This window comes from Psychrosphaera sp. 1_MG-2023, from assembly GCF_030548245.1.
Lineage (GTDB): Bacteria > Pseudomonadota > Gammaproteobacteria > Enterobacterales > Alteromonadaceae > Psychrosphaera > Psychrosphaera algicola.
Genome location: NZ_JAUORW010000007.1, coordinates 47,319 through 73,019, shown reverse-complemented (window position 1 = coordinate 73,019; position 25,701 = coordinate 47,319). Strand labels below are relative to the sequence as shown.

Below are 25,701 nucleotides of genomic sequence, written 5' to 3'. Positions count from 1 at the left end.
AAATCACGTCAAAATTAAGTTCTTCTGCTGTGACGTTTAATAAATCCGCCCGCTTGTCTCTGTTGCGACAAAGTTTTTGCTTTCGGTTTTTTATCTTCAAACGGGTTTTCACCTTCTCTAAACTCAATTTTTATCGGTGTCCCCATTACATCTAGGGCTTTACGATAATAATTCATAAGATAGCGTTTGTAGCTGTCAGGCAAGTCTTTTACTTGGTTGCCGTGGATAACGATCCGCGGTGGATTATAACCACCGGCATGGGCATATTTAAGCTTAATACGACGGCCACGGATCATTGGTGGCTGATGGTCATCCTGCGCCATTTTCATGATGCGAGTCACCATTGATGTCGAAATACGTTTAGTCGCACTTTTATACGCTTCATCAATTGATTCATACAAATGACCAACCCCAGTACCATGCAATGCAGAGATAAAGTGAAGTCGTGCAAAGTCGATGAATCCTAAGCGGCGATCAAGTTCGCGTTTAACTTCTTCTTTGTCACTTTTATCTAAGCCATCCCACTTATTCACGGCAATAACAATTGAACGACCCGCATTTAACGCAAAGCCTAATAAACTGAGATCTTGATCTGAAATACCTTCACGGGCATCTAATAGCAACAATACAACGTTTGCATCTTCAATTGCTTGCAGCGTTTTGACCACAGAGAATTTTTCAACAGATTGAGTAATACGTCCACGTCGACGAACCCCTGCGGTATCAATTATCACGTAATCTTGGTCATTTCGGGCCATTGGAATATAAACTGAATCACGAGTCGTGCCAGGCATATCATAAACAACAACACGTTCTTCACCTAACATACGGTTAGTCAGCGTTGACTTACCTACATTCGGGCGACCAATAATTGCAAATTTAATAGGGAGGTCTTCAAACGGGATAGCGTCTTCATCATTAGTATCAATGATTTCGCCATTTTCGTCATACTCAGGTTCAGCAAACTCATAATCACCAGACTCAACAGCCGACGCATCGATAAGGCCCATTTGCTCTTCAAATTCGTTTGCAAGGCGTTCGACAATTGGCATTAATGCAAGATCTAACAATTGCGAAATACCGCGTCCATGGGCGGCGGCGATTTGATATACATCACCCATTGCTAATCCGTAAAATTCAGCGCTATACGAATCGCCGTCGATGCCATCAATTTTGTTGGCAGCGATAAAAGTAGGTTTATTTTTCTTACGTAAATGCTCAGCAATTGCTTGATCTGCAGCGGTTAATCCAGCTCGAGCGTCCACCATAAATAACACAACGTCAGCTTCTTCAATCGCAATCAGCGACTGCTCAGCCATTTCGACGTCAATCCCTTCTTCTGTGCCGTCTATACCACCGGTATCAACTACAATAAAGTTGCTTTCCATATGCGCAGCTTGGCCGTAACGTCTATCACGAGTTAAGCCAGGAAAATCTGCGACAAGCGCATCGCGTGTTTTTGTCAGACGGTTAAATAGGGTTGATTTTCCGACGTTTGGTCGTCCAACTAGTGCCACCACAGGAAGCATGGGTTTACCTCAAATTTGTTTGGCACAATGCCAAAACTGATAATTCTAAAAACAAAAAAGGCTCTGCAGTTCAAATTGAACAGCAAAGCCCAAATATCAATGGCTTACTATTACGGTAGTCGTAATGCTGTAACTTCGCCATCTCGAGTTTGGATATATAATAAATCACCGCGTACCACTGGTGCTGTATAAGCTGTTCGGTCTTCCGACGTAAACCAGCTAATAAACCAACGTACAGCTGAATAATCGATGTCGTCTAACTTAAATCTAGAGACTAACTCACCCGTCTTTTTATCGACAAAGTGAAAGTAGCCTTCATAGTCGCCCACAACTAACGTGTCTTTGTAGACTACAGGTTGAGTTAAACGGCGATTATAAAATTCAGATTGAGTCCATTTTTCAATACCGTTTTTTGCATCTACTGCAACGATATTTCCCTTCGCATCAGTCAAATACAACATGTCATTGTCATATGTTAAATTACGATAAGACGAATATTCACGTTGCCACAAAATACGACCAGACAAAACATCTACAGCAGCAAGGTTGCCATTATATGCAACTGCATAGGCCACTTGATTAGCAACGATTGGCTGACTGTCCGCATCAATTAGCTTCTCAAGCTCAGTCGTGCCTTTTGACTTGCCAATAACAGCTTCCCACGCAGGAATGCCACCATCTAAAATAAAGACTTTTAATTTACCAGTTGCAGTACCAACTAAAACACCACCACCGGTAACCGAAGGTGTAGAAGTACCACGCAAGGTCAGTGCCGGAGTGTCAGTTTCAGCTTCCCAGCGAATTTCACCAGAGTCAGGATGTAAAGCAGACACATGTCCCGATGTCGTAGAAACGGTTATCCAACCCTCTCCCCAGCCTGGTGCTGAAATAACTTCACCAGTCACTCGGGTCTGCCAAAGCACTTCGCCAGTTTCTTGGCTTAAGGCAATTACATCACCGTTCTCAGTACCAATATAGAGATTGTTATAAGCCGCAGTGATGCCGCCACTTAACTTCGCACTTGGTACAGATTTCATACGAATTTTAGTCCACCATGTAGGTGGTTTTTTCCGTGTGTCTGTGCGCCAAATTTCGTCACCATCTTTAGCAGACAATGCAATCACTTCGCCATCACGGCTCGCCGTGAAAATACGCTCTTCCGTTACCGCTGGACGTAAATTACTAAAGTAATTTTCAACCCCGTCTCCCGGATGTTCGCGCCATTCAACTTCCACATGACGTGTAATGTTAAACGGTTTAAGTTCGGCTATACGAAGCTCTTCGTTTTCTTCAGTGCTTTCACAACCAACTAATAACGAAGCAACACAAACAGCCGTTGCAACGATTTTAAGTGGATTGTAATGCCTCAATAGGCTGTTTGATAATATTGGCATAAGTGCGTACTAGCCCTTAACTTCAGAAGAAAGTGCAAGATCATCCAATTTCATTTTTAACAACGTGTTACCTGTCAAACCACCTGCATCTGCAGCTGCTTGATATTCTACGCGCGCTTTGTCGGCGTTGCCTTGTGCAAGATAAACATCGCCTTTCAATTCTGCAACACGAGATTTATAACCTTCGTCTTTAATTGCATTCAGTGTCGTTAACGCTGCATCATATTGCTTAAGCTCAATGTTTACACGGGCAATACGAGTCGCGATTAGACCGCTCAACGTTTGATCAGTTGTTAACTTTGCTGCTGCTGACAATTCAGACAATGCTTGTTCAAATTTGTTATCTTCAACTGATTTTCTCGCAGCCACCAAATTAACAAAGATGGCATATCCCGATTCACCATGAGCATCAACAAACTGTTGTAGTTCGCTAGATAAATTTGCGTCCGCTGAATCCGACTTTTCAATAAATTGGTCATAAGCCGCTGATGCTGCTTCTTGCGCTTCTATTTTAGAATCTACATATTGATTCCAAGCAAAAAAGCCACCTAAACCTAAAAGTGCACCTACGATAATTTGAGTACCATTGTCGTGCCAATACTTCTTAATTGCTTCGACTTGTTGTTCTTCTGTAGAGTAAATTTCCATTACAACCTCTTATTTTGTACTACAGCGGCTACGTGAGCTCGCTCTCAATCTAATTCAAGAATCGCACTTACACGTGCTGCTAATTGTTCCCAAGCTACGGTTTCTTGCTCGCCATGTTGACGTAGGTTTTTCACCGTAACCTGCTTATTATTCAGTTCGTCTTCACCTAAAATAATGGCAAGACTGGCACCAACTTTGTCGGCCCGTTTCATTTGTTTCTTAAAGTTTCCGCCGCCGCAATGGCTAACAACACGAATACCGTCAACTTCAGTTCGCAACACTTCTGCAAGTTCAACCGATTTCATATCGGTTCCTGCGCCAGCTGCGACCATATAGACATCAGCTGTTGAAGTTGGTTCCTTTAAAACGTCAAGAGTTTGCAATAATAATACAAACCTTTCAATTCCCATGGCAAAACCAACACCTGGGGTTGCTTTACCACCAAGTTGCTCAACTAAGCCATCGTATCGACCACCCGCTAAAACGGTACCTTGTGAACCTAAGCTCTCAGTGACCCATTCAAACACGGTACGGTTGTAATAATCTAAGCCGCGCACTAATTTTTCATTAATGACGTATTTAATTCCCACAGCGTCAAGTCGTTGTTGCAACTCGACGAACATGGTTTTTGATTCTTCATCTAAGTATTCAGACAGCACAGGTGCAGCTTCTAAAACCGCCTGTACATCCGGATTTTTGCTGTCGAGGATACGCATCGGATTAGTTCCGAGTCGGCGTAAACTGTCTTCATCTAACTTGTCTTTATGTTGCTCTAAATACTCTACTAACGCACGAATATAGTCTGCTCGCGCTTCATTAGAACCAAGTGAGTTTATCTCTAAGCGTAAATGCTCAGTAATACCAAATGCTTGCCATAAGCGAGCTGAAAGCATAATAACTTCAGCATCCATGTCTGGACCTTCAAACCCGTACGCTTCAACACCAAATTGGTGGAATTGACGATAGCGACCTTTTTGTGGACGCTCGTGACGGAACATTGGACCTTGATACCATAAACGTTGTTGCTGGTTGTATAATAATGCGCCTTGATTTGCCGCCCGAACACATACTGCTGTGCCTTCCGGACGCAAACTCAAAGAGTCACCATTGCGGTCTTCAAAGGTATACATTTCTTTTTCAACGATGTCTGTTACTTCGCCGACAGACCGTTTAAATAAGTCGGTAAACTCAACAATTGGAAAACGAATTTCTGAGTATCCATAACTGGCTACTGTTTTCCTGATAACTTCTTCAACTTGCTGCCACTGTGCTGTTTCATTTGGTAAACAATCGTTCATTCCGCGAATGGCTTGAATAGGTTTAGACACGTCTTAAAAATACCCGTTTGTATAAAAATAGGCTCGCATTATAGGGACTTTATTGGTCAAGGTAAATTGCCAAGCTCGGTTATATGTTGCAAATCACCTATAATTTGATTATTTGCATGGGGTTTTCGCAAATGTTCTGCTAATTTAAAGATAATTAACAAAAATATAAAAATAAAAATAAAAAATATTCTTATGAAGAAAGAAATTTCAATTTCAAATCTAAAACTCGGCATGTTTGTGGTCGAAGTTACACAACAAGCGGGTAAAGTAAAAATTAAGTCTCAGGGTTATGTTCGAACTCAGCGTGCAATTGACATGCTCAAGGACAAAAAAGTAGAACGAGTTATTGTCGATTTAGCCAAAACGTTGCAACCAAAACAACGCGAACCTCTTCCAGAATTAGAACCTGTCGTACCTGAAAATAATCTTAAAAAAGTCGATAAAACCCCAACCGCTGGTTTTACACAAGAGCTAGGCCGTGCCGCAACACTATATAGCACTGCAAAGAACATTCAGTTGCAAGCTTTTGACAATATGAAGGCTGGCAAGCCGATTGATACCGTCGCCATGAAAGAAGTCGCTGACGGATTTATCGACTCTGTATTTCGAAATCAAGATGCGCTTGCGTGTATGACAAGAATGCGTGAGAAAGATAGTTACCTTATCGAACATTCAGTCAATGTCTCAATTGTAATGACCATTTTTGCCCGTCACCTTGGATTAGACCGAGACGTAATTCATGCGTTGGCAACCGGGGCTTTACTGCACGATTTAGGTAAGATCGGTATCCCAGACTCTGTTCTAAATAAACCCAGTCGTCTAACTGATGAAGAAATGGACATCATGCGCAGTCATGTCACGTTAGGTTATGAAGTACTGAAACGGTCGGGAGAACTTGACCCCATTAGCTTGGAAGTTGTTCGAGATCATCACGAAAAACTTGACGGTACGGGTTATCCAAACTTTAAAATTGCAGATGAGCTGAGCTCCTATGCAAGAATGATAACGATTGTTGATACCTACGACGCGATTACTGCGGATCGTTGTTATCAAAAGGCGCGAAATCCAATAACGGCATTCAAAATATTAAGAGCTGAAAGTGGTGACTCTTTTGATGAAGAACTAGTCACTGAATTTATTAGTTGCATGGGGATCCATCCTATTGGCACATTAGTTAAACTAAAAAGCAATAAACTTGGTGTTGTAATTAAATCTAATTTTATTAATCCATTGTGCCCAGAAGTAAACGTTTTTTATAGTTTAACGAACAAGAGCCATATAGAACCTCGAGTCGTTAATTTGTCGGCTTCGAATATAAATGATGAGATAGAACGTAGCGTTAAACCTGACGATTTTAACATCGATATGATAAAGTTTTTCAAACAAGTTTTGCTACCCTAACGGAAGAAAGAACTAAATGCCCAATTTAAAGCGAATCCCGGTAACCCAGCTCAAACCTGGTCAATTTGTTGTAGATATTTCTCAACAACTGGGGCATATGCGAGTGTCTGCTTCCGGTTGGGTTAGGACTCAAATTGCAATTAATGAACTTATTGCTAAGGGTATTGTTTCCGTAGTTATAAACGAAGAGAAACATCTTAAAAGCAAAAATGATGACGCTCTATCCATTAAAGACAATTTAGGCCATGTCCCCTTTAACCAAGAATTAGACGCGGCAAAAAAAGCCGTTAATCGATTAACAAAGGAATTGAGTAAGGCCTTTGAGTTAATTAGGCATAATGATTTAATTGATGCGACATTATTGCACTTTGCCGCGATGGAATTTATTTCATCTAGCTACCGCAATTCTGCCGCGGTTTTAAGCTTAGTGCGGGTAACGTACTACAAAGATTTTCAACTTGGCCATGCACTCCGCTGCGCGGCTTATTTTTCTGCCACTTTACGCAGTTTAGAGTGGCCTGCAGACGTTGCACAAAACTGGGTAGTTGGTGCCTTGTTACATGACATAGGCAAGTTACAGATGTCACAATCCATCCAACAACCGAACATGCATGACCTGACCGAACAGCAACGGATGAAAGATGAATTTGTTAAACCTGAACACGTTCAAAATGGCATTAATATCGCTGAATTTGTTGGTAGCTTAACTCAAGAAACCATCGAAATAATTGAACAACACCATGAACGTTTAGACGGTTCTGGCTACCCTACCGGTCAGAAACTTACCGATCTTAATGATGGTGTCCGTCTATTTTGTATTATTGATGAATTTGACCGCATGACGCGGGTTGGTGACCACGGTAAACCTTATGGTGTATTGCAGGCATTTAGACGAATGTTACAACTTGAAAAGCAATTCGACTTTGAGTTGTTACAACGATTTATTAAGTGTATCGGCGTTTACCCACCGGGTACTTTGGTCAAATTAAGCAGTGGTAAAGTTGGCTTGGTTTTAGACCGTGGAATTTCAAGTGTTCACCCAAATGTTAAAGTAATTTATAACGATAAAATGGGGCATCATGTTGAAGCAAAGAATCTTGACCTTTCGAACAATCCATCTGAAGTCATTTCTGGTCTATTTTACGGTAATAAAATCGGTATATTTGCTGAAAACTACCTTTGATTTAGATAAAAACTATTTGCTCAAATTTGTCAGTATTGTATTTAAAACACCCAGAGAGTATTTCATTTAAATGAACAAAAAACGAAATACTCAACCGTTACATACCCTAACCTAGCTCATCCAGCAAAGTCATCTAATGCCTCTTGCATAAAGCGGATGAAATGAGTTTCCCAAACGACTAAATCCTGACGAATTTCCAATAAACGTAATCCCGGCATTAGGTCGTCACCTTCTTTGAGAATTTGGTTGTTGATCTTAACCCATCTCTCATTTGGATCAGTCGCAAAAATATGCATACCGTAATAAAGCGGTGGTATCCCCGCTTTTTCTGCGTCACTTAATTCGTGAATACTCATTAGACTTGAGCCGGTAGAGATATTAACCTCTGAATAAGAGTTAAGAGGTAATTCTTCCGTTGCTTCAACCGCCATGGCAAACTGCGATCTAAGGTCTTCCGATACTTCGGCAATAGGCAAGTCGTTATCATTTGCCGTTGTCAGCGCATCTTGTTGTCGCTCAGTCGGCGCGTTTGTGGCCTGATTTACTGCGTCGGTAACCGACGTAACCAACTGGCCTTGTTCATTTTTGCCTATTTCTATTTGTTTTATCGGCTCTTCCTGCACAACAGGTTGTGCCGTGTTTGCCACATCAACCGAATTAGCTGTCACACTCACATCCGCACTTGGGGTTTGAGCCGTAACCTCAGTGGGAGCTTGCGATGCAACTTCCGATAGGTTCTCATTTTGTGCTGTTAAGCTATCTGTACTCGCAATTTTATTAGTTACACTATCATTCGCGGTTCCGGTATCTCGAACCTCATTTGTCACCTGTTGTGAATGAACAATATTGGTTGGCGTCTGTCCCAGCAGATAACCACCGAGTAAGCCAATAATTAATAACAGGCCGCCAATTAAAGCCCATATCGCCGCCGGTATTGAGGTCGTTTGTGGCTGGGCAAACATTGAAGCCTGCGCCGGGTTTCCGGTTAAATTAACCTGTTCATTTTGATCTTTTTTAGCGCTATCTTTTAGCAACGCTTTGTATAAAAAACTCATATTATTATGCCCTACCCACAAATAACACAGTACTGATGACTGCAAGTACAAGTGTAGAAATAAATAATGCTGTGGTTACATTTTTAGTCAATAAGCTCGAACTAGGATCGTTGCTTTGGTATTGACCAAACACTTCGTTCGCCGCTTGCTTTACCATCTTAGAATTGACTTGAGATTGATTCAGCGCAAATGCTCCCATCAAGGCTCTATCTGCCAATAAATTAATTTTTCTCGGTGTGCCACCGGATAATTTAAATATTTGTTTCATCGCCCGCTTTTCAAATAAAGGGCGATTGCCACCAACTGTTGCTATTCGATGGTTAATATACAAAAAAGTTTCAAATTCAGTTAACGGTAACAAATGATAACGCGCGGTAATGCGTTGTGCGAGTTGTCGCAGTTCCCGTTTATTTAGCTTTTCCTGTAACTCAGGTTGCCCGATTAAAATGATCTGTAACAACTTGCGTTCATTGGTTTCGATATTGGTGAATAGCCGTAACAATTCCAATGCATCTACAGACAAATGCTGGGCCTCATCGATAACCAAAACGCAACGTTTTCCATTGTTATATTGGTTTAGCAAAAAGTCCTGCAGTAAATCCGATAATACTTTGTGGTCGACCTGATGCTTAATCGTTAATTCAAACGCTTCACATACCGTTTGTAATAATTGTAATTTATTTAACGTTGGATTTAATATGTAAGCGACATTAACATCGTTTGTTAACTGCCCTAAAACCGCTCGACTGACCATGGTTTTTCCGGTGCCAACCTCTCCAGTTAACATAACAAATCCGCCATTACCTGCGAGTCCATGCTGCAAATAGCCTATAGCTTCCTGATGACGATCGCTTGGAAATAACATGCTTGGATTTGGCGCGATATTAAATGGTTCTGCCGACAGGTGAAAATGTTGTAAATACATAATAAATGTTAATCTGGTTAATTATTGATTGTCGTGTTGAAAATAGAATTTTGATCACAATGATTAAGACAGGTCAATCATAACAGAATATACTAAGGCGAATACCTATTTGTTATAAGGTGTCAATTTGAAAACTTACCTCGTCGGTGGTGCTGTAAGAGACCAACTTCTAAAGTACCCGATAAAAGATAAAGACTACCTAGTTACAGGTGCGACTATAGCTGAAATGGAGGCGAATGGATTTAACCAAGTTGGTAAATCCTTTCCCGTCTTTTTGCACCCCAAAACCCAAGATGAGTATGCACTTGCACGTACTGAAAAAAAATCAGGCTCAGGTTATACCGGATTTGTTTGTGACTTTTCCCCGGATATTAGTGTCGAACAAGACTTAGAGCGACGCGACTTGACGGTAAATGCCATGGCAAAAGCTGAAGATGGCACAATTATCGACCCATTTAACGGTCAACAAGATGTTAAAGACAAGATCCTACGCCATGTATCTCCAGCATTTGTCGAAGACCCACTGCGAGTTTTACGAGTCGCTAAGTTTGCAGCCCGCTACCACCATTTAGGTTTTACCGTAGCGTTAGAAACTCAGTTATTAATGAAAACTATGGTTGAAACTGGCGAGCTTGACGCCTTAATTCCTGAACGTATTTGGCAGGAAATGTCCTCAGCTCTTAATGAACAATCGCCGTCAGTGTTTTTTAATGTCCTAAGGGATTGTGGTGCGCTTGCGCTGTTAATGCCTGAGATAGCCGCACTTTGGGGAGTACCTAATCCTGAAAAATGGCACCCCGAAATTGACACTGGTATTCATACGATGTTGGTCGTGGATCAGTCCGCTAAGCTATCTAAAAGCCCGGTAACGCGTTTTGCTGCCCTTGTTCATGACTTTGGTAAAGGTCTGACGCCTGAGTCGATGTGGCCTCATCATCGTGGTCATGAAAAAACTGGATTAACACCGTTAAAAGCATTTTGCACTCGATTAAAAGTACCTAACGAATACAAAGAGTTAGCCTTACTTATGTGTGAATATCACACCCATACTCACAGAGCTTATGAGTTAAGAGCAGACACCATAGTGAAGCTGTTTGATAAAATGGACGCGTGGCGTAAACCCGAACGATTTTCGCAGTTCTTACTTGCTTGTACTGCCGATATGCGCGGACGAACAGGTTTTGAAGAACGTGACTATCCGCAAGCGGATTACCTCGCTGAATGTTTAGTGCTCGGGGGTGAAGTCAATGTTCAAGATGTCATAGCTGAGGGATACCAAGGCCCCGAAATTAGAACTCGTCTAACCGAACGCCGTGTAGCGACTATAAACACCTATAAAAAAACGGTAAGCGAACAGACTTAAACTCACATATTGTCATAAAAAATGGTGTGATGATAAAAAAACAAAAAAGCCCAAACCGCTAATTTTGCAGTTTGGGCTTTTTAATGGCTCGACATAATAATCGGTTTTATACCTAAACGTATTGCAAGCGCATGCTTCTGATGCACTTGCAGTTTGGCAAACCTATTAAATGGATTTTATGCCCATGTTATATAACGTAAAGCCAAATATGTCAGCGTATTGCTCAATGATTTTACTCGTTGGCGTACCCGCGCCATGGCCCGCATCTGTTTCTATGCGGATCAATGTCGGATTAGTGCCCGTGTGTTTTGCCTGTAAATGAGCAGCAAACTTAAACGAATGAGCTGGGACTACGCGGTCATCATGATCGCCCGTAGTTACCAAAGTTGCAGGATAATCCAGCCCAGATTTAACATTATGGACTGGCGAGTAGCCTAGTAAATACTCAAACATTTCTTTATTATCTTCCGCTGTGCCGTAGTCATATGCCCAACCAGCCCCAGCAGTAAACGTATGGTAACGCAACATATCCAAAACTCCGACGGCTGGTAAAGCGACTTTCATGATGTCTGGACGTTGTGTCATAACAGCACCCACTAACAAACCACCATTAGATCCCCCCATCACAGCAAGCTTTTCTGCAGAGGTATATTTCTCAGCAGACAAATATTCCGCCGCTGCGATAAAGTCGTCAAACACATTTTGCTTATTTAATTTAGTACCTGCGTTATGCCATTTTTTACCGTACTCGCCACCACCACGTAAATTAGCAACGGCATAAACACCGCCAAGCTCCATCCATGCGGCGCGTGTTGAACTAAAGCTTGGTAATAAACTTACGTTAAAACCACCGTAACCATACAAAATAGTTGGATTATCGCCGTTTAACGCTAAGCCTTTTTTATAAGTAATAATCATCGGAACCTTTGTTCCGTCTTTCGACTTATAAAAAACTTGTTTAGATTCAAATTTGTCGCTGTCAAAATTCACTTTAGATTTCGCATGAGCAATCGACTTACCTGTATCAACATTTAATTTAAATATCGTTGTCGGTGTTTTGTAGTTGCTGAATGAATAATAAAGTTCGGTTTGATCATCTTTGCCATAAAACCCATTTGCACTGCCAACTTCTGGTAGCGCGATATCTCTGATCTTCTTACCGCTAAAATCGTACTGTTGGATCATAGAGACGGCATCTTTAATATAGGAAGCAAATATATAACCGCCACCAGTAGACACGCTGAGTACATGATCAGTTTCAGGAATAACATCAACCCAATTTGCCGGAGCTGGATTATCGACATTAACTTTTACAACTCGTTTATTAGGTGCGTTAAGGTTGGTGACCAAATATATATCGTCACCCTTGCTTTCTAAAAAGTTAGTATCTGAGTCTGTGTTATCAACAATCGCAACAAGTGGTGCGTTTTTAACACCCATTTTTTTGATAAAGATTTTATTGCCCGATGTGGATACCGCTGCTTGAATGATCAAATAGTTAAGATCATCGCTGACGCCACCAAAAACATATCGATGTTTTTCTTCTGGAGTTCCACCGAAAACCAATTGATCCTGTTTCTGCGGGGTTCCTAACTTATGGAAATAAACTTTATGTTGATCTGTTTTTGCGGACAGTTCACTGCCTTTTGGCTTGTCATAGCTTGAATAGTAAAAACCTTTGTCGCCAAACCACGAAATGCCGCTGAATTTAATGTCAATGAGCTCAGGCTCTAACTGTTGTTTAGTTTCAGTATCGATAACTATCGCTTTACGCCAGTCACTGCCACCTTCAGAGATAAGGTAAACCGCTTTTGAACCGTCTTTAGTGAACTCTATGCTAGCAAGAGAAACTGTCCCATTTTCACTAAAGGTATTGGGATCTAAAAACACTTCCGGCTCGGCATTGCCTTTTTGACGATATAAAACCGATTGATTTTGCAATCCGTCATTTTTGTAAAAATAAGTGTAATCACCTTCAATAAATGGCATGCCTACTTTTTCGTAGTCCATTAAATCAGTAAGGCGTTTTTCAATTTTTTCGCGGTAAGGTATGTTACTTAAGTAACTGTTTGTCACTTCATTTTGAGCTACAACCCACGCTGCGGTTTCGCTACTCATGTCATCTTCTAACCAACGATATGGATCTGCTACGTCAATACCAAAATAATTTTCAACCACATCACCTTTTTGGGTAACTGGATAAACAAGCTTGATTTGTTTTTCTTTCATTAAATCACTCGCACAGCCTGCTATGGCCAAACTGGAAACAAACAAAGCTGCAGTTAGCTTCGACATTTTATTCATTTATTATTCTTCCTTTTGGAGTACATAAGACGTTTCTCGCCCAAAAGTAAAAAAATAATAACAAAAAGTCTAGATTCTAGGGTATATGTGACAGGAAAAGCGTAATTAAATAATGACAGTAAATTTAACAACACATTGATTGTACAATAATTGACCAGTGGTTTATTTGGCTAAACAAAGATAGTCACCTCATTACGCGCCATAAACAAATAATGGGGCCTTAAGCCCCATTATCACATCAATTCAACCTGTTTGGCGGCTACTAATTAGATAAAAAAGAAGATCAATACTAAACCTAAGATTAATCGATAGATTACAAACGGTAACATACCGACCTTTTCTACTAAGATTAGGAAGTAGTGAATACACGCATAGGCACTGATAAAAGACAGCAAGGTGCCCCAACCAATTGCGGCCCAATCAACCGGTACAATTTCTTGACTCAATTTTATTGCTTGATAACCACCGGCCGCGGCAATTAGCGGGATAGATAATAGAAAAGAAAATCGCGCGGCCGCTTTTCGAGTTAGCCCCACCATTAACCCAGCAGTAATAGTAATGCCGCTGCGCGACGTCCCCGGAATTAATGCTAGTACTTGGGCTAAACCAATAATGACAACATTTTTTACCGATACTTGATATTCGTCTTTAAGTTGGCTTGCTTGTCTGTCAGCCCACCATAGCAAGAGACCAAAGACAATTGTTGTCGCCGCAATAACGGTTGTATTTCTTAAGTTTTCTTCAATGAAGTCTTTAAAAATAAAGCCTGCAAGTCCGGCAGGTATAGTCCCTAGGATAATCAACCACGACAATTTACTGTCTTTATCCTGTTTGCCACTAAATGACTGAACCCAACTCACCGCCATGCGGCCGACTTCTTCCCGAAAATATAAAACAACGGCGAGCAAACTACCCGCGTGAACAGCAACATCAAATGCCAAACCTTGATCTTGCCAACCTAAAATCTGCGACGGCAAAATTAAATGCGCTGAACTCGAAATTGGCAAAAATTCGGTTAACCCCTGCAGTATCGCCAAAACAATGACTTCTATGATCCCCATTAGATTTCCCTTAATGCGTTAACTTTTATTTTGTGCGCTCAATAAACACACCAACAGATGCCGTACTTGCTACAGCACCCAATTTACGTAATTTAATTCGACAACGTTCAACAGGAAACGACGTTAAAATGTGGCTTGCGACCTTTTCAGCAACGGTTTCAATAAGCTCCGCTTGATTTTGTTTAACAAGTTTCACTATATCTTCTGCAACAATGGCGTAGTCAACTGTTTTAGATAGGTCATCTATTTGTGCCGCTTGACTAATATCAGTGTACATTTCAACGTCAAATTGCAATGTCTGTTGGATCGTTTTTTCCCATTCGTAAACACCAATAACAGTATCAACTTTGAGAGCTTCAATAAAAACAATATCTTGCGCCATGTAATTTTTGGTCCTATATAATTCAATTCAACATAGTATAACTGAGCTGTATTTGTGTATCGCCAAGAGGTCGGATACCATAACGAAATACAAATTTGTATAGTAATTCGTCTCTCTCAATGATAAATATCTGCTTACCAAATTAACGTTTCGCTCTTAGTTTACGCGACGCGAAAATTGAAAGCGCGAATAATAGCTGAAATACCAACAATGAGGAACTCATGTCCGCTGAATTTTTTCTTACATTAATTGCAACCTATCTACTAGGTTCAGTCAATTCAGCGATCATCTACTGTAAATTGTGGCGATTACCTGACCCTCGCTCTAAAGGATCTTTTAACCCTGGCGCAACAAATGTCTACCGTATTGCGGGTAAAACCGCGGCTATCCAGGTTTTATTGTTCGATGTTCTAAAAGGAATAATCCCTAGCTGGGGGAGTTATTACCTAGGATTTTCGACTTTAGAAATTGGCGCAATTGCATTGGCCTGCTGCCTCGGACATATGTTTCCGATTTTCTTCCGGTTTCAAGGCGGCAAAGCGGTCGCAACCGCGTTAGGTTGCTTACTGCCCGTCGGTTCGACTCTTGCGTTTACTCTATTAGGAACTTGGATGATCGTATTCCGTTTAACCGGATATTCATCTTTATCCGCTATAGTATCTGTCGGGATTTCACCACTGGTGACTTACCTAACCTCGCCTAAATATACAATCGCAGTAACCATGTTAGCGTTACTTATTATTGCTCGACATATCCCTAATATCATTCGCCTAGCCAATGGCAGCGAACCTAAGTCGAATTTAAGAGTATAAAGTTATTGTAAACTTACATTAAAGTTTAGGTAATTCTTCAATTGACCAGCGTGGTTTCGCTTTTACTTTTAAGTTTTGATCCCCTTGACTCAAAATACGTTGAGCGCCCGCAAATGCGATCATCGCACCATTGTCGGTACAGAACTCGTGTCTAGGATAAAACACATTACCGCGCTGCTTGGCCATCAATTGAGCTAGTTTCTCTCTTAGTTCTGTATTTGCGCTGACACCACCGGCGATAACTAAAGTTTTAATTCCAGTTTGCTCTACCGCACGTCGGCATTTAATTGCAATAGTATCAACGACAGCTTGCTGAAACGCATGGGCGATATCAGCTTTAAGTTGGTCAATATTCTCTGGTAATTCAGTTGCGTCTGATTTACTTCCAGACAAATGAATCCCTGCACCACGAATCGCAACTGCCGCTGCTGTTTTTAAGCCACTGAAGCTAAAGTCTAATCCTGGGCGGTCTGTCATTGGTCGAGGAAACTTAAATACCCCCGGAGTTCCATGTTCGGCTAATTTTGCCAACATAGGTCCACCAGGATAATCTAACCCAAGTAGTTTTGCGGTTTTATCAAACGCTTCACCCGCTGCGTCGTCAATAGACTCACCTAAAATTTTGTATTGGCCAATACCTTGCACTTCTACAAGTTGCGTGTGGCCGCCGGAAACTAATAACGCGATAAATGGAAACTCCGGGCGCTCATCTTCCAACATCGGCGCAAGTAAATGCCCTTCCATATGATGAACCTCTACCGCTGGGATCCCTAAGCCATAAGCCATTGAGCGGCCAATACAGGCTCCAACCATTAAAGCCCCAACAAGTCCAGGCCCAGCCGTAAACGCGATTCCTTCTATATCCTGTTTTGTCAGATCACATTCCGACAACAATTCACTGATAAGAGGTATTGTTTTACGCACATGATCTCTCGAGGCAAGTTCAGGGACAACACCGCCATAATCGGCATGAACCGCAATTTGACTATAAAGTTTATGTCCAACAAGCCCTTTTTCGGTGTCGTATAACGCAATGCCTGTTTCGTCACAGGAAGATTCTATACCTAAAATTAACATGTTAAATTCACCTTAAACTCGCTTGTTTTTCATAACGATAATATCAATATACACAGGGTTTACCGGCTGGTTTGACTAACGATTCCAACCATCGTGCAAATTAGACTGTTTTCGCCCCGTAGCAACTATGTTACTCTTAGCGAAAGGCGCGCATTCTACCCCTCGAAACAAAGAGATTCAATTGAATCCCCGAGCAGTTTATTTCAGTAATAACCTCTTAGACATTACGTCTTGTTAAATAATCCCTGAAAACCTGTTTAAATTTAAAAAAAGTACTTTACAAAAGACGGGGCTTGGATTTAAAATGCCGCACCATTTTTATTAGTCTTGGTTAAAGTTTAACCATAAAATACAGAATACTGAGGTCGATTTTTAAATGCCAGTAATTAAAGTTAAAGAGAACGAACCGTTTGACGTTGCACTACGTCGTTTTAAACGTTCATGTGAAAAAGCAGGGATCCTTTCAGAAGTACGTCGTCGTGAACACTTCGAAAAGCCAACTTGGGCTCGTAAGCGTAAGAAAGCTGCTGCTGTTAAGCGCCACTTGAAAAAAGTTTCTCGCGAAAACGCACGTCGCATCAAACTTTATTAATCTACTAACTCTCGAGTCAGGAAGTACCTATGAGTCTTATTGACCAGCTTAAAGACGCCCAAAAAGATGCTATGCGTGCTAAGGATAAAATCCGTTTAGGCACAATTCGCATGGCCTTGGCCGCGGTTAAGCAACGAGAAGTAGATGAAAGAATTGAGCTTGGTGACGAAGATGTTATTGCCATCTTAACTAAGATGGTAAAACAGCGAAAAGATTCTAAAGCGCAGTATGAAGCCGCTGACCGTCCCGAGCTAGCTGATATTGAAGCAGCTGAAATCGCCATTATAGAAGATTTCTTACCTCAAGCGCTTACCGAGGAAGAAGTTCTAACCTTGCTCTCTGCCGCCATCGAAGCCACTGGGGCATCTGGCATGCAGGACATGGGAAAAGTAATGGCCGAATTGAAGCCAAAAATCACTGGCCGTGCCGATATGGGCAAGGTAAGTGGTTTAGTACGGTCGAAATTAAACAGTTAATTTTTGACCTGCAACACTTCAGCAACATAAACCGCAAAATGCAAATTTTGCGGTTTTGTTTTATTTGCCGTATAGATCATTTTAAATCCACTGTTAATTTGCAATAATCACCATCCAATTAAATTATTTTTACTACTCAAAGGGGCAAGTGATTGACTGGTCGTATTCCGAAAGGCTTTATTGATGACGTTGTTGCTCGCACCGATATTATTGATTTAATTGATGCTAAAGTTCCGCTTAAAAAAGCCGGCAAAAACTACCAAGCCTGTTGCCCATTTCATAATGAAAAATCACCGTCATTTTCGGTAAGCCCTGAAAAACAGTTTTATCATTGTTTTGGTTGCGGTGCTCATGGCAATGCCATCAGTTTTTTAATGGAATACGAACAACTTGAGTTTGTCGAGGCCATTGAAGAACTAGCTCGACTGCACAGTATTGATGTCCCCCGCGAAGATAACGGGACCGGAAAACAGAAAAAATATCCAACAGTAAGTAGAGAACAAAAACAATCGGACTACGAGTTAATGGAACTCGCCGCAAAGTTTTTCCAACACAATCTCAAACATGATCAGAATTCAAAAGCGGTTATTGATTATTTAAAGAATCGTAATTTATCTGGCGAAATCTGCCAACGCTACGGCATTGGTTATGCGCCTGATAGTTGGGACAGTATTTTAAAGTCGATTGGTAAAACAAAAGCGCAGCAACAACAACTTCTCGATCTAAAAGTTTTAAACCAGAACGATTCAGGCAGAACATACGACTTTTTCCGTAAAAGAGTGATGTTCCCAATTCGTGATAAACGTGGACGAGTGGTGGGCTTTGGCGGACGCGTTATTGATGACGGAACCCCAAAATATTTAAATTCACCTGAGACACGTATATTTCATAAAGGCAACGAACTGTATGGGTTTTATCAAGCCAAACAGGCCAATCAAAACCTCGAACGAGTTCTTATTGTCGAAGGTTATATGGACGTTGTATCTTTGGCTCAACAGGGAATATCGTACGCTGTAGCAGCACTTGGTACAGCGACAACACCTGAGCATATGCAGCTCTTGTTCCGCAGTACGCGTCAGGTAATCTGTTGTTATGACGGCGACAGAGCTGGACGTGATGCCGCTTGGCGAGCGTTAGAAAACGCCATGCCCCATTTAAAAGACGGTGTCGATTTACGGTTTACATTTTTACCTGACGGTGAAGATCCAGATACTATGGTGCAAAAGGAAGGCAAAGAAGCCTTTGAAGTTAGACTCGGTGAAGCAAAACCTTTGCTCGACTATTTCTTTGAGCACTTTGTAAACGCTCTGGACATTACCAGTGACGCAGGAAAATCTGCCCTTCTCTCGCAAGCCAAACCACTAATAGAAGTTGTTCCTAGTGATTATTATAAAGAAGCATTATTAGCAAAGTTAGCACGTTTAATCGGCCGCGACGCCGATAAAATTAAATTGGCAAATCGCTCACCTATCGCTGAAGTTAAACGTCAACAGACTGAGTTTCAAATAACGCCGATGCGCCGGGCCATTGGTTTGCTATTACAACATCCTAATCTAGCTAAAGAAGTCCCATTTATTCCAGCATTAGCTAATGCAGAAATGCCAGGTTTTGCCACCTTCATCGCTATTCAAAAGTTAATTTTGGACGAACCTGAAATTAAACAATCGGTTTTGTTAGAGCGTTTTCGTTCACAAAAAGAATACTCATTTTTGGCCCGTTTATTCTCTTGGGAGCACCAAATTGACGATGAGAACTTGATTCAAGAATTTGCCGAGACATTTAAGTCATTGCAAGATAGTTATCTGGAGAAACGCCTTGAGGCCTTATTAATTAAAGGGAAAACTGGTCAACTCGATAAGCAAGAACAGATTGAGTATGTGGCATTAATGAGCGCCTTAAAATCCTAAAACAATACCGAACGGAAGTTTGATTTTGGCACTGTATTACTCCTTCTAAGAACCCTTAACCCCCTTCATCGTAGATTGATATTTCACAAAATAGATTTAATTGCCATTGATTTGTTTCAATTCGATTAATACATAGCCAGAAATTAAAACAGCTGTTATAATATGTAGTTCGCTTTTTAAATCACTTTACGGTGAATAAATAAGCACTTTCCCAAGTATTTCATGTTCAACTAGTAGGTGGAAGATAATCTGTATGGAGCAAACTCCTCAGTCTCAACTAAAACTTCTTATTATTAAAGGTCGCGAGCAAGGTTACTTAACCTTTGCAGAAGTGAACGATCACCTTCCGCAGGATATGATCGACGCTGATCAAGTCGAAGACATCATTCAGATGATCAACGACATGGGTATCAAGGTATGTGAAACACCACCTGATGCCGATGAATTGTTGATGCAAGAACAAACCAGCGATGATGAAGTCGTTGAAGCGGCAGCTGCAGCACTTGCTACTGTTGAAAAAGAAATAGGTCGTACTACCGACCCTGTTCGCATGTATATGCGTGAAATGGGTACGGTTGAATTACTGACTCGCGAAGGCGAAATCGTCATAGCAAAACGAATTGAAGAAGGTATATATACCGTTCAATCTTCAGTTGCGGAATACCCGCAAGCTATCAGCTACTTGTTGGATCAGTGGGACCAATATGAAGCAGAAGAAATTCGTTTAAGCGACATCATTAATGGTTTCCTAGATCCAAACGAAGAAGATGTAGCACCTGCTGCAACTCATGTTGGATCAGAATTGTCTGAAACTGATTTAGCCGATGAAGACGGCGATTCAGATGACGATGATGAAGACGAAGAAGAAGTTGATACAGGCCCAGATCCTGAAGAAGCTCGTGAGCATTTTGAAGAGTTACGCCGTTTGTATGATGAGTCAACAGTCTCTATCAATGAACTTGGTCGTTCTCACCCAAAAACTCAAGAAAAGATTGCGGCTCTTGGTGAACATTTCCGCTTATTCAAACTGATTCCAAAGCAATTTGATAAATTAGTTCGAAATATGCGTGACATGATGGACCGTGTTCGCGTTCAAGAACGTCTAATCATGAAACACACTTGTGGTTACGCTAAATTACCTAAAAAAGATTTCATTAAGATCTTCCCAGGCAACGAAACTAAAACGTCTTGGTTAGAGTTATTGCAATCGGGCGGCGATGACGTTGCAAATCGACTTAAAGAAGTCGACATTGAAATTCGTCGTAGCATCCAAAAGTTAAAAGAAATTGAAAAAGAAACACGACTAAATGTAGAAGCGATTAAAGACATCAACCGCCGTATGGCCATTGGTGAAGCTAAAGCGCGTCGTGCGAAAAAAGAAATGGTCGAAGCCAACTTACGTTTGGTTATCTCCATCGCTAAAAAATACACAAACCGTGGTTTACAATTCTTGGATCTGATCCAAGAAGGTAATATCGGTTTGATGAAAGCGGTAGATAAGTTTGAATATCGTCGTGGTTATAAGTTCTCTACTTATGCAACATGGTGGATACGTCAAGCGATTACGCGTTCAATTGCTGACCAAGCAAGAACAATTCGTATTCCAGTACATATGATTGAAACGATCAACAAGCTTAATCGTATTTCACGTCAAATGTTACAGGAAATGGGTCGCGAGCCTACACCAGAAGAACTTGCTGAGCGCATGTTAATGCCTGAAGACAAGATCAGAAAAGTGCTTAAAATCGCAAAAGAGCCTATTTCAATGGAAACGCCTATTGGTGACGATGAAGATTCACATTTAGGTGACTTTATCGAAGATACAACAATATCTTCACCAGTGGAAACAACTACTTCTGAAGGTTTGCAAGATGCAACCCGTGATGTATTGTCTGGCCTAACCGCCCGTGAAGCTAAAGTATTGCGTATGCGCTTTGGTATCGACATGAATACGGATCACACTTTGGAAGAAGTTGGTAAACAGTTTGACGTAACACGTGAACGTATACGTCAGATTGAAGCAAAAGCATTACGTAAATTAAGGCATCCTTCTCGTTCAGAACCGTTAAGAACCTTCTTAGACGAGTAATAAGTCAATTTACAACACTTTTAGAAAACCCGCACTAGCGGGTTTTTTATTGCTTGGCGTTTTATTTTTAATAATCTTCCCTTTAACCACTTTAAAAAATTAGTTCTTTGTCACATACTGAATATCCGCCATACTATTGAATATTCGTTAAAAAGAATTATTTGGGACTTTTTACAAATTATTTTATTACGCATAATTTTAACGAATAGTAACAACTAATATTGGTTTCCCTATTGCAAGTGATAACGTCATATTTAACTCATTGGTGGAGTAAACGTTGAATCTAATTAAAGAGTTACAACCAGGTACTATTGTCAACATCAGCCTATATGACAAAGTGCATAACCGACTAAAATTTAAAATGATTTACGTTGGCCTGATTGAAAATGAATATTTAATTCTAAAATTTCAAAATATCACTAGTGCTGCCAATGACAGCCATGACTTGAAAGCCGGAGTCCAGTTATCAATTCAAACTGTAGTAGCTCAAGAGTACCTTACCGCACTTAATTTTCAGGTATCTTCATTAGGGATCAGTAAACTTCGAGAACCCCTTTTACTTGTTGAATACCCTAAAATGGTGAAAGGTCAGCGGCTGAGAACCACCCCTAGGATTTCCGTAGAGTTAATGGCTAACATTACTTATCCAAAGTTAGACCGACAATATCTGGCTTTGATTTCTGACTTTTCAATGACAGGATTAAAGTGTGAATACTTACTTAATGAAGAAGTATTAGAGAACCCAACGTCAGAAGAGTTAACTGGACAAGAGGTCAATGTTGAATTTGTTGCTAACGACGACTTAGATATGGATTTTTCCATCAGCGGTGTCGTTAAAAATGCTCGACAAAGAGAAAAAGTTCAACTGGGCGTCGAATTTACAGAAGAAGACTCCGGTGTCGTAAAAAGTGCCTTTGCGATCCTTCTTATGCGAGAATACGGCTTATAACCTTTCTCGGATCCATCATATATTTGTTATTTTACAACCAACAAGTAACAGCATTTTGATCCGCGATATGGTTTAATTATTAACATATTTGCCATTCTTATATTTTAATACAAGGTTAGCCCAAGCCTTATGCCGACTTCTGCAACTCCATTAAAAGCCCTTTCGACTCATTTAGTGGAAGAACATCCTGTTGCTATCGAAATAAATCAGGTGAGCTATGCTGTCATGTTGGCAAGCCCTCATGATTTAGAAGAATTTGTCATCGGCTTTCTGTTGTCCAACTTAGTTATTAGCCACAATCGCGATATTCATGATATCAATATCAGCCAGCAGGACAATGCCTATATCGTTAACGTAATCATTGCTAACCGATGTTTAGTTAACTTGCAACAACGACAAAGGCAACTAAAAGGCACCACGGGTTGTGGGCTCTGCGGTACAGAAACGTTAACCCAAGCATTCCCTACACTGCCAACGTTGCCTGCGATGTCAGCGATATCGCCTAATCTGAAAACCACTCTTAGCGTCATTCGGCGCAAGCTGTCGACTTGGCAAACCCTAGCTAAAAATAGTGGCGCTTTGCACGCGGCATTTTGGCTCAACACTGACGGTCAGATAGTCGCCTGCCGTGAAGATATCGGCCGACACAATGCGCTTGATAAGTTAATTGGTTACCTTTTAAAAAATGGTATTGATAGACGCCAAGGCGCAATTTTAATGACAAGTAGATGCAGTGTCGAATTAGTGCAGAAATCAATTTTGGCCGGCGTACCTACGTTAATTAGCCTTGCCTCACCAAGCCAGTTTGCGGTTAATCTAGCTGCAGAACATAACCTTTTGTTAGTCCAGATCCCGAAAAAAGATCAGCCTATCTATTATGGTATCGAGTAATTTATGACAGTTAAATCTAATAAAGCCGGTGGTTTCGCATCAGTCGCCTCCACGTTCAAACAAGTGATGCGCAGCCAACGCGCAAAAGACAATATCAAAAATTTGCTGAAAGTAAATCAAAGCGATGGTTTTGATTGCCCAGGTTGTGCGTGGGGCGACAATACAAATGACCGTTTTCAGTTTTGTGAAAATGGAGCAAAAGCGGTAACTTGGGAGGCTACAGACAAAAAAGTAGGTCCTGAATTTTTTCGTGAGTACTCGGTAAGCCAACTCAAAAAGCAAAGTGACCACTGGTTAGAATATCAAGGTCGGTTAACTGACCCTATGTCATACAATGCAAACACCGATCATTACGAACCTATTTCCTGGGAACAGGCAATTTCAATAATCGGTACCAAAATACGAAACGTAGAGCCAGACCAAGTGGAGTTTTATACTTCGGGACGAGCAAGTAATGAAGCGTCCTATTTGTATCAATTATTTGGCCGGGTTTTAGGCACCAATAATTTTCCTGACTGCTCTAATATGTGCCATGAAGCTAGTGGTGTTGCTCTAAAAGACACTATAGGCGTTGGCAAAGGAACCGTCACGATAGACGACTTTGACCACGCAGACGTTATCTTTGTTTTTGGCCAGAACCCCGGCACTAATCACCCTAGAATGATGAATTCGTTGCGCAAAGCCTCAAGAGGGGGATGTAAAATTGTTTCATTTAATAATCTAAGAGAAGTTGCCTTAGAGAAATTTGCCAGCCCTCAAGATCCTATTGAATTACTTACTCCAGCGGCAACGACCATAAGCCATCGTTATTTCACACCCAAATTGGGCGGCGATTTTGCTGTCGTCCGTGGCATGGTCAAACATCTCCTCGATATAAATACAAAACTAAACGATGAGTTTATTGCAGAGCATACAAATGGATTAGAAGCTTACCTAACGGCCGTTTCTGCTACGCCGTGGGAATTAATCACTCAACAATCAGGCTTAAACCAGAAAGATATTGAGCAGGCTGCTGATTTGTTTGCAAGTGGAAAGCGTGTCATTACCACCTGGGCGATGGGTATAACACAACATAAACACTCTGTTGATACGATTAAAGAGATAACCAACTTACACTTATTATTTGGGCAAATTGGCCTACCGGGCGCAGGACTATGCCCTGTGCGTGGACACAGTAATGTGCAAGGTAACCGAACGATGGGGATAAATGAAAACCCTTCAATGCCCTTTTTACAAGCCCTTGACGCCGAATTTGGTATCTCGACCAGCAAGCGACCCGGCCATAACGTCAACCAAGCGTTAACCGCTTTGTCTACACAACAAAGCAAAGTCCTTATCTGCTTGGGTGGCAACTTAGCCGCCGCTGCACCTGATACGCACTTTACTATTGATGCCATACAACAAGCTGAGCTCAATGTACAAATTAGTACCAAACTGAACCGAAGTCACCTTTGTGTTGGCAACGACGCGATTATTCTGCCCTGTTTAGGCCGCACAGAAATAGATAAACAAAGTAGTGGCGAGCAAGCGATAACGGTAGAAGATACCTTTAGTATGGTTCATGCGTCCAAAGGCGCTAACACTCCGGTTGGGCCAAACTTAAAGTCAGAAACCGCAATCGTCGCTGCCATTGCAAACGCAACATTAGGTGACAATATTGTCGACTGGTCAACGCTGGCGGAGGATTACGGACAGATCCGAAACCTAATTGAAAAAACGATTCCAGGATTTGATAACTTTAACCAACAAATAGCAACGCCAGGTGGCTTTCACCTTGTTAACTCAGCGGCTAATTATCATTGGCAGACTCATAGTGGCAAAGCCAACTTCACTGCGTCCCAACTTCCTACTAGCCTCTACCCAGCAGCGGTCGTTGCAATAATCGAAAAACAAAAAGCACCAATATTTACTTTACAATCGCTTCGTTCTCACGACCAATACAATACGACGATATACGGCATGGATGACCGCTATCGAGGCGTATTTGGCGAAAGGAATGTTGTCTTTATAAACAAAAAAGACGCCTCGCGATTAAAACTAGAAGAAGGGACGTGGGTATCTCTCACTTCAATTTGGCACGATAATCAAACACGCATGGTGGACGGTTTTAAATTGATATTTTATGACATTCCACTGGGCAATGTAGCAGCCTATTATCCTGAAACTAACCCACTTGTACCAATAGACAGCTTTGGTGATGGCAGTTTTACTCCAACGTCTAAGTCTATTCCAGTTATCATTTCAGCGTCTAAAACCGTCTTGATGAAAACCTCCTAGTACAATGTAGGTTAACAATGACGCCAGGGAGTTTCATTGGCGTCATTTAGTAGAACCC

At 41.2% G+C, this 25,701-nt stretch carries 21 protein-coding genes; 11 read left to right on the top strand and 10 right to left on the bottom strand.

Annotation, left to right across the window (positions count from 1 at the left end):
- Positions 1-14 precede the first annotated feature (14 nt).
- The 4 genes from der to hisS form a co-directional block, all read right to left on the bottom strand.
- Entirely contained in the window at positions 15-1,529 is a 1,515-nt protein-coding gene (gene der / locus Q4575_RS08345) for a ribosome biogenesis GTPase Der (protein ID WP_215965446.1), read from the bottom strand.
- Positions 1,530-1,639: 110 nt separating this feature from the next.
- Complete coding sequence (gene bamB, locus Q4575_RS08340) at positions 1,640-2,923, bottom strand: outer membrane protein assembly factor BamB (RefSeq protein ID WP_303522299.1); 1,284 nt, start codon at positions 2,921-2,923, stop codon at positions 1,640-1,642.
- Between the two features lie 9 nt (positions 2,924-2,932).
- Positions 2,933-3,571, bottom strand: coding sequence for a tetratricopeptide repeat protein (locus Q4575_RS08335; protein ID WP_215965444.1), 639 nt, complete (start codon positions 3,569-3,571; stop codon positions 2,933-2,935).
- Between the two features lie 44 nt (positions 3,572-3,615).
- Positions 3,616-4,899 (bottom strand): histidine--tRNA ligase, encoded by a 1,284-nt coding sequence (gene hisS / locus Q4575_RS08330; protein WP_215965443.1) that lies wholly within the window; start codon positions 4,897-4,899, stop codon positions 3,616-3,618.
- A gap of 192 nt (positions 4,900-5,091) precedes the next feature.
- On the opposite strand from hisS, the gene Q4575_RS08325 reads away from it, so the two are divergent.
- Both Q4575_RS08325 and Q4575_RS08320 read left to right on the top strand, forming a co-directional pair.
- Positions 5,092-6,300, top strand: a complete 1,209-nt coding sequence (locus Q4575_RS08325; RefSeq protein ID WP_303522296.1) for an HD-GYP domain-containing protein — start codon at positions 5,092-5,094, stop codon at positions 6,298-6,300.
- Between the two features lie 16 nt (positions 6,301-6,316).
- Entirely contained in the window at positions 6,317-7,483 is a 1,167-nt protein-coding gene (locus tag Q4575_RS08320) for an HD-GYP domain-containing protein (protein WP_303522294.1), read from the top strand.
- A 116-nt stretch (positions 7,484-7,599) separates the two neighbouring features.
- On the opposite strand, the gene Q4575_RS08315 is transcribed toward Q4575_RS08320, so the two are convergent.
- Both Q4575_RS08315 and Q4575_RS08310 read right to left on the bottom strand, forming a co-directional pair.
- Complete coding sequence (locus Q4575_RS08315; protein WP_303522293.1) at positions 7,600-8,538, bottom strand: general secretion pathway protein GspB; 939 nt, start codon at positions 8,536-8,538, stop codon at positions 7,600-7,602.
- 4 nt (positions 8,539-8,542) lie between these two features.
- Positions 8,543-9,463, bottom strand: a complete 921-nt coding sequence (locus tag Q4575_RS08310; RefSeq protein ID WP_215965439.1) for an ExeA family protein — start codon at positions 9,461-9,463, stop codon at positions 8,543-8,545.
- Positions 9,464-9,590: 127 nt separating this feature from the next.
- Between Q4575_RS08310 and Q4575_RS08305 the strand changes: the two genes are divergently transcribed.
- Positions 9,591-10,826 (top strand): multifunctional CCA addition/repair protein, encoded by a 1,236-nt coding sequence (locus Q4575_RS08305; RefSeq protein WP_303522290.1) that lies wholly within the window; start codon positions 9,591-9,593, stop codon positions 10,824-10,826.
- A 165-nt stretch (positions 10,827-10,991) separates the two neighbouring features.
- Here the strand turns inward: Q4575_RS08305 and Q4575_RS08300 are convergent, their stop codons facing one another.
- The 3 genes from Q4575_RS08300 to folB all read right to left on the bottom strand — a co-directional run bounded on the left by Q4575_RS08300 (position 10,992) and on the right by folB (position 14,573).
- Positions 10,992-13,055: a prolyl oligopeptidase family protein gene (locus tag Q4575_RS08300; protein ID WP_303522495.1), complete on the bottom strand. Its 2,064-nt coding sequence runs from the start codon at positions 13,053-13,055 to the stop codon at positions 10,992-10,994.
- A 341-nt stretch (positions 13,056-13,396) separates the two neighbouring features.
- Positions 13,397-14,191 carry an undecaprenyl-diphosphate phosphatase gene (locus Q4575_RS08295; protein WP_215965437.1) on the bottom strand — a complete coding sequence of 265 codons (795 nt, stop codon included), beginning with the start codon at positions 14,189-14,191 and terminating at the stop codon, positions 13,397-13,399.
- Positions 14,192-14,216: 25 nt separating this feature from the next.
- On the bottom strand, positions 14,217-14,573 hold the full coding sequence (folB, locus tag Q4575_RS08290; RefSeq protein WP_215965436.1) for a dihydroneopterin aldolase: 357 nt from the start codon (positions 14,571-14,573) through the stop codon (positions 14,217-14,219).
- Between the two features lie 221 nt (positions 14,574-14,794).
- Here folB and plsY point away from each other — a divergent pair, with 221 nt between their 5' ends.
- Positions 14,795-15,385, top strand: coding sequence for a glycerol-3-phosphate 1-O-acyltransferase PlsY (gene plsY / locus Q4575_RS08285; protein WP_215965435.1), 591 nt, complete (start codon positions 14,795-14,797; stop codon positions 15,383-15,385).
- Positions 15,386-15,403: 18 nt separating this feature from the next.
- Here plsY and tsaD read toward each other — a convergent pair whose 3' ends face one another.
- Positions 15,404-16,462, bottom strand: coding sequence for a tRNA (adenosine(37)-N6)-threonylcarbamoyltransferase complex transferase subunit TsaD (tsaD, locus tag Q4575_RS08280; RefSeq protein WP_215965434.1), 1,059 nt, complete (start codon positions 16,460-16,462; stop codon positions 15,404-15,406).
- A 376-nt stretch (positions 16,463-16,838) separates the two neighbouring features.
- Between tsaD and rpsU the strand changes: the two genes are divergently transcribed.
- The 7 genes from rpsU (at position 16,839) to Q4575_RS08245 (ending at position 25,643) form a co-directional block, all read left to right on the top strand.
- Positions 16,839-17,054: a 30S ribosomal protein S21 gene (gene rpsU / locus Q4575_RS08275; protein ID WP_105053374.1), complete on the top strand. Its 216-nt coding sequence runs from the start codon at positions 16,839-16,841 to the stop codon at positions 17,052-17,054.
- A gap of 29 nt (positions 17,055-17,083) precedes the next feature.
- The gene (locus Q4575_RS08270) at positions 17,084-17,530 is read left to right on the top strand and encodes a GatB/YqeY domain-containing protein (RefSeq protein ID WP_215965433.1); all 447 of its coding nucleotides are present in this window, start codon (positions 17,084-17,086) and stop codon (positions 17,528-17,530) included.
- 152 nt (positions 17,531-17,682) lie between these two features.
- Positions 17,683-19,437, top strand: coding sequence for a DNA primase (dnaG, locus tag Q4575_RS08265; protein WP_215965432.1), 1,755 nt, complete (start codon positions 17,683-17,685; stop codon positions 19,435-19,437).
- A 253-nt stretch (positions 19,438-19,690) separates the two neighbouring features.
- A complete protein-coding gene (gene rpoD, locus Q4575_RS08260; protein WP_215965431.1) occupies positions 19,691-21,526 on the top strand; it encodes an RNA polymerase sigma factor RpoD in 1,836 nt (611 codons plus the stop codon).
- A gap of 277 nt (positions 21,527-21,803) precedes the next feature.
- Positions 21,804-22,475, top strand: a complete 672-nt coding sequence (locus Q4575_RS08255; protein WP_303522277.1) for a PilZ domain-containing protein — start codon at positions 21,804-21,806, stop codon at positions 22,473-22,475.
- A 129-nt stretch (positions 22,476-22,604) separates the two neighbouring features.
- Complete coding sequence (fdhD, locus tag Q4575_RS08250) at positions 22,605-23,366, top strand: formate dehydrogenase accessory sulfurtransferase FdhD (RefSeq protein ID WP_303522275.1); 762 nt, start codon at positions 22,605-22,607, stop codon at positions 23,364-23,366.
- Positions 23,367-23,369: 3 nt separating this feature from the next.
- Complete coding sequence (locus Q4575_RS08245) at positions 23,370-25,643, top strand: FdhF/YdeP family oxidoreductase (protein WP_303522272.1); 2,274 nt, start codon at positions 23,370-23,372, stop codon at positions 25,641-25,643.
- The last annotated feature ends 58 nt before the right edge of the window (positions 25,644-25,701 follow it).

What these genes read in the sequence shown, in the direction of transcription:
- Q4575_RS08315 (WP_303522293.1), bottom strand. Translation starts at nt 8,538, where the DNA reads ATGAGTTTTTTATACAAAGCGTTGCTAAAAGATAGCGCTAAAAAAGAT.
- Q4575_RS08300 (WP_303522495.1), bottom strand. Translation starts at nt 13,055, where the DNA reads ATGAAAGAAAAACAAATCAAGCTTGTTTATCCAGTTACCCAAAAAGGT.
- Q4575_RS08270 (WP_215965433.1), top strand. Translation starts at nt 17,084, where the DNA reads ATGAGTCTTATTGACCAGCTTAAAGACGCCCAAAAAGATGCTATGCGT.
- rpsU (WP_105053374.1), top strand. Translation starts at nt 16,839, where the DNA reads ATGCCAGTAATTAAAGTTAAAGAGAACGAACCGTTTGACGTTGCACTA.
- Q4575_RS08295 (WP_215965437.1), bottom strand. Translation starts at nt 14,191, where the DNA reads ATGGGGATCATAGAAGTCATTGTTTTGGCGATACTGCAGGGGTTAACC.
- Q4575_RS08320 (WP_303522294.1), top strand. Translation starts at nt 6,317, where the DNA reads ATGCCCAATTTAAAGCGAATCCCGGTAACCCAGCTCAAACCTGGTCAA.
- rpoD (WP_215965431.1), top strand. Translation starts at nt 19,691, where the DNA reads ATGGAGCAAACTCCTCAGTCTCAACTAAAACTTCTTATTATTAAAGGT.
- folB (WP_215965436.1), bottom strand. Translation starts at nt 14,573, where the DNA reads ATGGCGCAAGATATTGTTTTTATTGAAGCTCTCAAAGTTGATACTGTT.
- tsaD (WP_215965434.1), bottom strand. Translation starts at nt 16,462, where the DNA reads ATGTTAATTTTAGGTATAGAATCTTCCTGTGACGAAACAGGCATTGCG.
- bamB (WP_303522299.1), bottom strand. Translation starts at nt 2,923, where the DNA reads ATGCCAATATTATCAAACAGCCTATTGAGGCATTACAATCCACTTAAA.
- Q4575_RS08245 (WP_303522272.1), top strand. Translation starts at nt 23,370, where the DNA reads ATGACAGTTAAATCTAATAAAGCCGGTGGTTTCGCATCAGTCGCCTCC.
- der (WP_215965446.1), bottom strand. Translation starts at nt 1,529, where the DNA reads ATGCTTCCTGTGGTGGCACTAGTTGGACGACCAAACGTCGGAAAATCA.
- Q4575_RS08335 (WP_215965444.1), bottom strand. Translation starts at nt 3,571, where the DNA reads ATGGAAATTTACTCTACAGAAGAACAACAAGTCGAAGCAATTAAGAAG.
- fdhD (WP_303522275.1), top strand. Translation starts at nt 22,605, where the DNA reads ATGCCGACTTCTGCAACTCCATTAAAAGCCCTTTCGACTCATTTAGTG.
- Q4575_RS08325 (WP_303522296.1), top strand. Translation starts at nt 5,092, where the DNA reads ATGAAGAAAGAAATTTCAATTTCAAATCTAAAACTCGGCATGTTTGTG.
- plsY (WP_215965435.1), top strand. Translation starts at nt 14,795, where the DNA reads ATGTCCGCTGAATTTTTTCTTACATTAATTGCAACCTATCTACTAGGT.
- Q4575_RS08310 (WP_215965439.1), bottom strand. Translation starts at nt 9,463, where the DNA reads ATGTATTTACAACATTTTCACCTGTCGGCAGAACCATTTAATATCGCG.